Raw genomic sequence first — 6,254 nt, forward strand, 5'->3', positions numbered from 1 at the left:
GGCGCGGTGCCGGCCCGGCCGCCGCGGGTGCGCCGCCGGCGGCGCGGGGTGCGGGGTGCCGCGGTGTCGGCCTCGCCGTCCGCCGTGGCCGCCGCGGAGCCGGAACGCCGGGAGCCGGAGTCCGTGGACCCGCCGTCCTGCGGTGCGTCCGCTGCGCCGTCCACCGGACGGCCGCCACGCGTGCGCCGCCGCTGCCGCGGGGGGCGGGTGCGGCGCGGGCGCTCCCGCTCGGAGCCGCCGGAGCCGCGGCCCCGGCCGCCGGTCTCGCCGAGGTCCTCGACCTCTTCGGCGCCCAGCCCGGCCCGGGTGCGCTCGGTGCGCGGCAGTATCCCCTTGGTGCCCTCGGGGATGCCGAGCCGCTCGTAGAGGTGCGGTGAGGTGGAGTAGGTCTCCTCGGGCTCCGCGAGGCCGAGGTCCAGGGCCTTGTTGATGAGCTGCCAGCGCGGGATGTCGTCCCAGTCGACCAGGGTCACCGCGGTGCCGGAGGCGCCGGCCCGGCCGGTACGGCCGATGCGGTGCAGATAGGTCTTCTCGTCCTCGGGCGTCTGGTAGTTGACGACGTGCGTCACGTTGTCCACGTCGATGCCGCGCGCTGCGACATCGGTGCAGACGAGCACGTCGATCTTGCCGTTGCGGAAGGCGCGCAGCGCCTGCTCGCGGGCGCCCTGGCCGAGATCGCCGTGCACGGCGCCGGCGGCGAAGCCGCGGCGGGTGAGCTGCTCGGCGATGTCGGCGGCGGTGCGCTTCGTACGGCAGAAGATCATCGCCAGTCCGCGGCCCTCGGCCTGGAGGATGCGGGCGACCATCTCCGGCTTGTCCAGCGAGTGCGCCCGGAAGACGAACTGTGCCGTGTTGGCCACGGTCTGTCCCTCGTCGTCCGGGGCGGTGGCCCGGATGTGCGTGGGCTGGCTCATGTAGCGCCGGGCGAGCGAGATCACCTGGCCGGGCATGGTGGCCGAGAAGAGCATGGTCTGCCGCTGCACGGGCAGCTGCTGGATGATCTTCTCGACGTCCGGCAGGAAGCCCAGGTCGAGCATCTCGTCGGCCTCGTCCAGGACGAGGACGCGGACCTGCGACAGGTCGAGCTTCCGCTGCCCGGCGAGGTCGAGCAGCCGGCCCGGGGTGCCGACGACCACGTCGACGCCCTTCTGCAGGGCCTCCACCTGCGGCTCGTACGCGCGGCCGCCGTAGATGGACAGGACGCGGACGTTCCGTGCCTTGCCGGCGGTGAGCAGGTCGTTGGTGACCTGCTGGCACAGCTCGCGGGTGGGCACGACGACGAGCGCCTGCGGCGCGTCGGTGAGCTCCTCGGGCTTGGCGCGGCCCAGCTCGACGTCCACGGGGACGGTGACGGCTTCCAGGAGCGGCAGGCCGAAGCCGAGGGTCTTGCCGGTGCCGGTCTTGGCCTGGCCGATGACGTCGGTGCCGGCGAGGGCCACCGGGAGCGTCATCTCCTGGATCGGGAACGGAGTCGTGATGCCGACGGCCTCCAGGGCCTCGGCCGTCTCGGAAAGGATGCCGAGTTCTCGGAACGTGGTGGACAGGATGCTTGCCTCTTCTGTGTGACGCGGGCCGAGACGTGCGCACCGGGGCGGTGCCCGGCGGAGCGAGGCGGGTCAGTACCGCACCCGTGGCGGCGGCCTGTCGGCCCGGGTCCGCCTGCGGTGCGGGACCACTAGCTCTCGCTCAAGCGCTCGGTACGCGCGAGCGGTCCCTCCTTGCGGTGCGGCCCCGTGCGGGGAGCACCGGGCCACGTATGAGGGCTTGTCAGTCGGAGCCGATCGGGCCACCGACCGGGCATCCGCGATATGCGTGACATGACATGCACGTCATGACCATGCATGTCATCACGGAGCCCACCGTTTCCCGGCGGGCACCCTTATCACTGTACCCCGGATCCGTGCATCTGTACCGGGTCGATCGTCACGGACGGCCCCGGGCGGGTCGACCGGGGCCGGGGCGGGGGTCTCCCGTTCCTGGTCGGGAGGGCTATCGTGCTCGGCATGGAGACGCCTGACACACACCCCTCCGAGGCCGCCGAGCCGGCCGGGACCGCCGCCCGGGACTGGGCGCGGGCCGCCGCCGAACCACAGTACCGGGCCGCGGTCGTGGATCTTCTCGGCGCGCTGGCCTACGGCGAGCTGGCCGCCTTCGAACGGCTGGCGGAAGACGCCAAGCTCGCGCCCTCGCTGGCCGACAAGGCGCAGCTCGCCGCCATGGCGTCGGCCGAGTTCCAGCACTTCGAGCTGCTGCGGCGGCGGCTCGCGGAGATCGACGAGGACCCGACGGCGGCGATGGAGCCGTTCGCGGCGCCGCTGGACGAGTTCCACCGCCAGACCGCGCCCTCCGACTGGCTGGAGGGACTGATCAAGGCGTATGTGGGCGACTCGATCGCCTCCGACTTCTACCGCGAGGTCGCCGTGCGTCTGGACACCGACACCCGGGCGCTGGTGCTGAAGGTCCTGGACGACACCGGGCACTCCAGCTTCGCGGTGGAGAAGGTCCGGGCGGCGATCGAGTCCGACCCGCGGGTCGGCGGCCGGCTGGCGCTCTGGGCGCGCCGGCTCATGGGCGAGGCGCTCTCCCAGGCACAGCGGGTCGTCGCGGAGCGGGACGCGCTCTCCACGATGCTGGTCGGGGGGCTGGCGGACGGCTTCGACCTGGCGGAGGTCGGCAAGATGTTCTCCCGGATCACCGAGGCGCACACCAAGCGGATGGCCGCGCTCGGGCTCGCCGCCTGAACCGCCGGGGCGACCGCCCGGGCGTCCCCGTCAGTGCGCCGGCGGCGGCGCGGCCACCCCGGTGTGCCGCACCTGCGGGGAGCGTGAGCCGCCCCCGTGCAGCAGCGACAGCAGGGCGACGCAGACGGCGGCCGCGACGGTCAGCACCGCCACGGGGTGGCCCGGGCCTGTGACGACGCGGGTGATCAGCCCGCCCAGCAGCGCCGCGACGGGGCCGGTGGCCAGCAGCAGGGGCCGGTGCGGGAAACGACCGGGGAGCCACCGGGCGGCGGCGCCCGCGAGGGCGAGGCCGAGGATCACGGAGCCGAGCGCTTCCCAGAGCATGCGGACCTCCCGAGCCGTTGGTGCGGAACAGGACGATCCGGTACTACCCGGGGACACGGTGTGACGAAACTGCGGCGCGGGTGAACTTCGCGCGTACGGGAGGCGACCGTTCGGTGTACGACCGCGGGGCCGGGGCCCGGACGCGGGCGCACGGAGCGCGTACGGGCGGACATCCCCGGGAGAGGGGTCGGCACGCCCCCGGCCGCAGGGGGCGGAGACAGGGAAAAGGGGGTGCGGGACGGTCGTCCCGCACCCCCGGCGTCCTGCGCGCCGCGACCCGCGTCAGATCGCGCCGAAGCCCACCTTGCGACCGGAATGCTCGCCGATCTCCACGTAGGCCAGCCGGTCGGACGGCACGATGATCTTGCGGCCCTTCTCGTCCTCCAGGGTGAGCACGGAACCGGCCTTGCCCAGCGCCGCCTCCACCGCGCTCTGCACCTCCTGGGTGCTCTGCCCGCTCTCGAAGACGATCTCGCGGGGCGCGTGCTGCACGCCGATCTTGACCTCCACGGCCTGTCCCTCCGAACCTCGGGGTGCGCGGTCAGCCGCGCCGTACGCAGCAAGATTAGCCCCCCGCGGGCACGGGCCGACGAGCACCGCCGCACGCCAACAGCGAACACGGCGCCTCCGGGCACGGCGACCCGGCACGGCGCCCGGCCGCCCGCCGCGGCTACTGCAGCGGGAACCCGGCGATGCCCCGCCAGGAGAGCGAGGAGATCAGCCGCGCCGCAGCGTCCCGCGGGATCCGCTGGCCCGCACCGAGCCAGTAGCGGGCGGTGATCTGCGCCATGCCGCACAGGCCGACGGCCAGCAGCATGGACTGGTCGGAGGGGAGCTTGGTGTCCTCGGCGATCACCTCGCTGACCGCCTTGGCGCAGTCCAGGCTCACCTGGTCGACGCGGTCCCGTACGGCCGGCTCGTTGGTCAGATCGGACTCGAACACCAGCCGGAAGGCGCCGCCCTCGTCCTCCACGAAGCCGAAGTAGGCGTCCATCGTCGCCGCAACCCGCTGCTTGTTGTCGGTGGTCGACTCCAGCGCGTTGCGGACCGCCTGGAGCAGGGCCTCGCAGTGCTGGTCGAGCAGCGCCAGGTAGAGGTCGAGCTTGCCCGGGAAGTGCTGGTACAGCACGGGCTTGCTGACCCCGGCGCGGTCCGCGATGTCGTCCATGGCCGCCGCGTGGTAGCCCTGCGCGACGAAGACCTCCTGCGCGGCGCCCAGGAGCTGGTTGCGTCGCGCCCTGCGCGGCAGGCGCGTGCCTCGCGGACGCGCCTGGGCTGTGTGCTCGATCGCTGTCACGCTCGCCTCCCTGGTGCCTCCCCGGCGGCGCCAGGGGACGTGTCGTCTGCGCGCGGTATGCGCTGCGCAGGCCATCGTACTTTCGGGTAACAGCAGAGCGCGCGTCGCGGTCGAAGAATTTCACGGAGCGGACGCCCCGCGCGAGGGCTCCGGAGCGGTTCAGCGGTAGTCGTCCTCATCCAGCTCCACCACCCGGGCCTGCTCGGCCGCGTCCGCCGGGTCCACCTCGTGCGGCCTGCGTTCGGTCATCGGCAGGTCCCGCTGCTGGAGCAGCTCGGCATGCTGTTCGGCGGCGTCCGCCTCGGGTGCTTCGATCTGCTCCTCCTCGGGCTCGTCAGCGTCGTAGCCGTCGTACTGGTTCTCCGTGAGATCCGGATCGGTCGGGTCAACAGACATGTTGACTCCCCTTTCCAGGGCGAGCGCCCCGCATTCGAGCCTAGAAGGGCGGGCGGCCGAGCGCCATGTGGTGGAACGCTCCCCCGGCCCGCCGGCGGAGGCGTTCGGCGCCCTGCTGTGACGGTGGCCACACAGCGGCTGCGTGATCGTCTCGTAACATTGCCCCCATGGCGTCGACCGATCAACCGGACCTGCGTGCCGCCGCCCCCCACCTGGTCCCCCCGCTCAGCAGACCTCAGGTCGCCGACGGCGAGACCCTGCGCACCGTGCCGCTGGCCGGCCTGACGCTCTCCGTCCGCAGCCGCACACCGGCGGCCAAGGGGCTGCCGCCGGCCCTCTTCGTGCACGGCCTCGGCGGCTCCTCGCAGAACTGGTCCGCGCTGCTGGAGCAGCTCGCGGACAGCGTGGCCGGCGAGGCGGTCGACCTTCCCGGCTTCGGGGACTCGCCGCCGCCGGACGACGGCGACTACTCGCTCTCGGGGCACGCCCGCGCCGTCGTGCGCCTCCTGGACGCCTCCGGGCGCGGGCCGGTGCATCTGTGCGGCAACTCGATGGGCGGCGCCGTGGTCACCCGGGTCGCCGCGCTCCGGCCCGACCTGGTGCGTACCCTCACCCTCGTCTCGCCGGCCCTGCCCGAGCTGCGCCCGCAGCGCTCCGCGGTGCCCACGGCGCTGCTCGCCGTGCCCGGGGCGACGGCCCTCTTCCGGCGGCTGACCAGGGACTGGACGGCCGAGCGCCGCACCCGCGAGGTGCTGGCGCTCTGCTACGGCGACCCCGGCCGGGTCTCCGCCGAGGACTTCGCGGTGGCGGTCCGGGAGTACGAACGCCGGCTCCGGCTGCCGTACTTCTGGGACTCGCTGGGCCGTTCCGCCCGCGGCGTGGTGAACGCCTACACGCTCGGCGGCCAGCACGCGCTCTGGCGACAGGCCGAGCGGGTATTCGCGCCGACGCTGCTGGTCTACGGTGGACGGGACCGGCTCGTCGCCCCCCGCATGGCGCGACGGGCCAGTGCCGCGTTCCGGTCCTCGCGGCTGCTGATGCTGCCCGAGGCCGGGCATGTCGCGATGATGGAGTACCCGGACGTCGTGGCGGACGCGATCCGCGGGCTGCTCGCGGAGACCGGCCGCCCGGACGACAGCACGAAGGGGGAGTAGTGGGGCGCCACAGCCGGAAACGGGGCGGCCCCGGGGACACCGGTGCGACGCCCGTGGTGGGCGAGGCGGCCCCGTCCCCGGTCGCGCCGGCCCCGCGGCCCGGCGCCACCCCGGCCCCGGGGACGCCGCCGCAGGGGACGCCGCCGCAGGGCACCCCGGCGTACGGCACACCGCCGCGGGGCACGCCGGTGCCCGGCACCCCGCCGCACGGCACGCCTGGGTACGGGACGCCGTCACAGGGGAGGTCCGGGTACGGGGCGCCGTCCCGCGGCCGGCCCGCGCAGGGCACGCCGCCACAGGGCACGCCGGTGCCCGGCGCGGCACGGCGCGCCCCCCACCCCG

7 protein-coding genes are annotated in these 6,254 nt (G+C 74.2%); 2 read left to right on the plus strand and 5 right to left on the minus strand.

The genetic code is table 11. The features are described 5' to 3' along the window. A partial coding sequence (locus tag HOY81_RS26440; protein WP_237323242.1) for a DEAD/DEAH box helicase occupies window positions 1-1,547 on the minus strand: 1,547 nt, incomplete at its 3' end. A gap of 456 nt (window positions 1,548-2,003) precedes the next feature. Here HOY81_RS26440 and HOY81_RS26445 point away from each other — a divergent pair. Beyond that, entirely contained in the window at window positions 2,004-2,741 is a 738-nt protein-coding gene (locus HOY81_RS26445; protein ID WP_237323236.1) for a ferritin-like fold-containing protein, read from the plus strand. A 30-nt stretch (window positions 2,742-2,771) separates the two neighbouring features. Here the strand turns inward: HOY81_RS26445 and HOY81_RS26450 are convergent, their stop codons facing one another. The 4 genes from HOY81_RS26450 to HOY81_RS26465 form a co-directional block, all read right to left on the minus strand. Further along, entirely contained in the window at window positions 2,772-3,065 is a 294-nt protein-coding gene (locus tag HOY81_RS26450; protein WP_237323237.1) for a hypothetical protein, read from the minus strand. Window positions 3,066-3,347: 282 nt separating this feature from the next. Continuing rightward, the gene (locus HOY81_RS26455) at window positions 3,348-3,575 is read right to left on the minus strand and encodes a DUF3107 domain-containing protein (RefSeq protein ID WP_237323238.1); all 228 of its coding nucleotides are present in this window, start codon (window positions 3,573-3,575) and stop codon (window positions 3,348-3,350) included. A gap of 160 nt (window positions 3,576-3,735) precedes the next feature. Then, window positions 3,736-4,362 (minus strand): TetR/AcrR family transcriptional regulator, encoded by a 627-nt coding sequence (locus tag HOY81_RS26460; protein ID WP_237323239.1) that lies wholly within the window; start codon window positions 4,360-4,362, stop codon window positions 3,736-3,738. Between the two features lie 159 nt (window positions 4,363-4,521). After that, window positions 4,522-4,758 carry a hypothetical protein gene (locus tag HOY81_RS26465; protein ID WP_237323240.1) on the minus strand — a complete coding sequence of 79 codons (237 nt, stop codon included), beginning with the start codon at window positions 4,756-4,758 and terminating at the stop codon, window positions 4,522-4,524. Between the two features lie 167 nt (window positions 4,759-4,925). On the opposite strand from HOY81_RS26465, the gene HOY81_RS26470 reads away from it, so the two are divergent. Continuing rightward, window positions 4,926-5,912 (plus strand): alpha/beta fold hydrolase, encoded by a 987-nt coding sequence (locus HOY81_RS26470; RefSeq protein WP_237323241.1) that lies wholly within the window; start codon window positions 4,926-4,928, stop codon window positions 5,910-5,912. Window positions 5,913-6,254 lie beyond the last annotated feature (342 nt).

This window comes from Streptomyces sp. JJ36 (assembly GCF_021696945.1).
GTDB lineage: Bacteria > Actinomycetota > Actinomycetes > Streptomycetales > Streptomycetaceae > Streptomyces.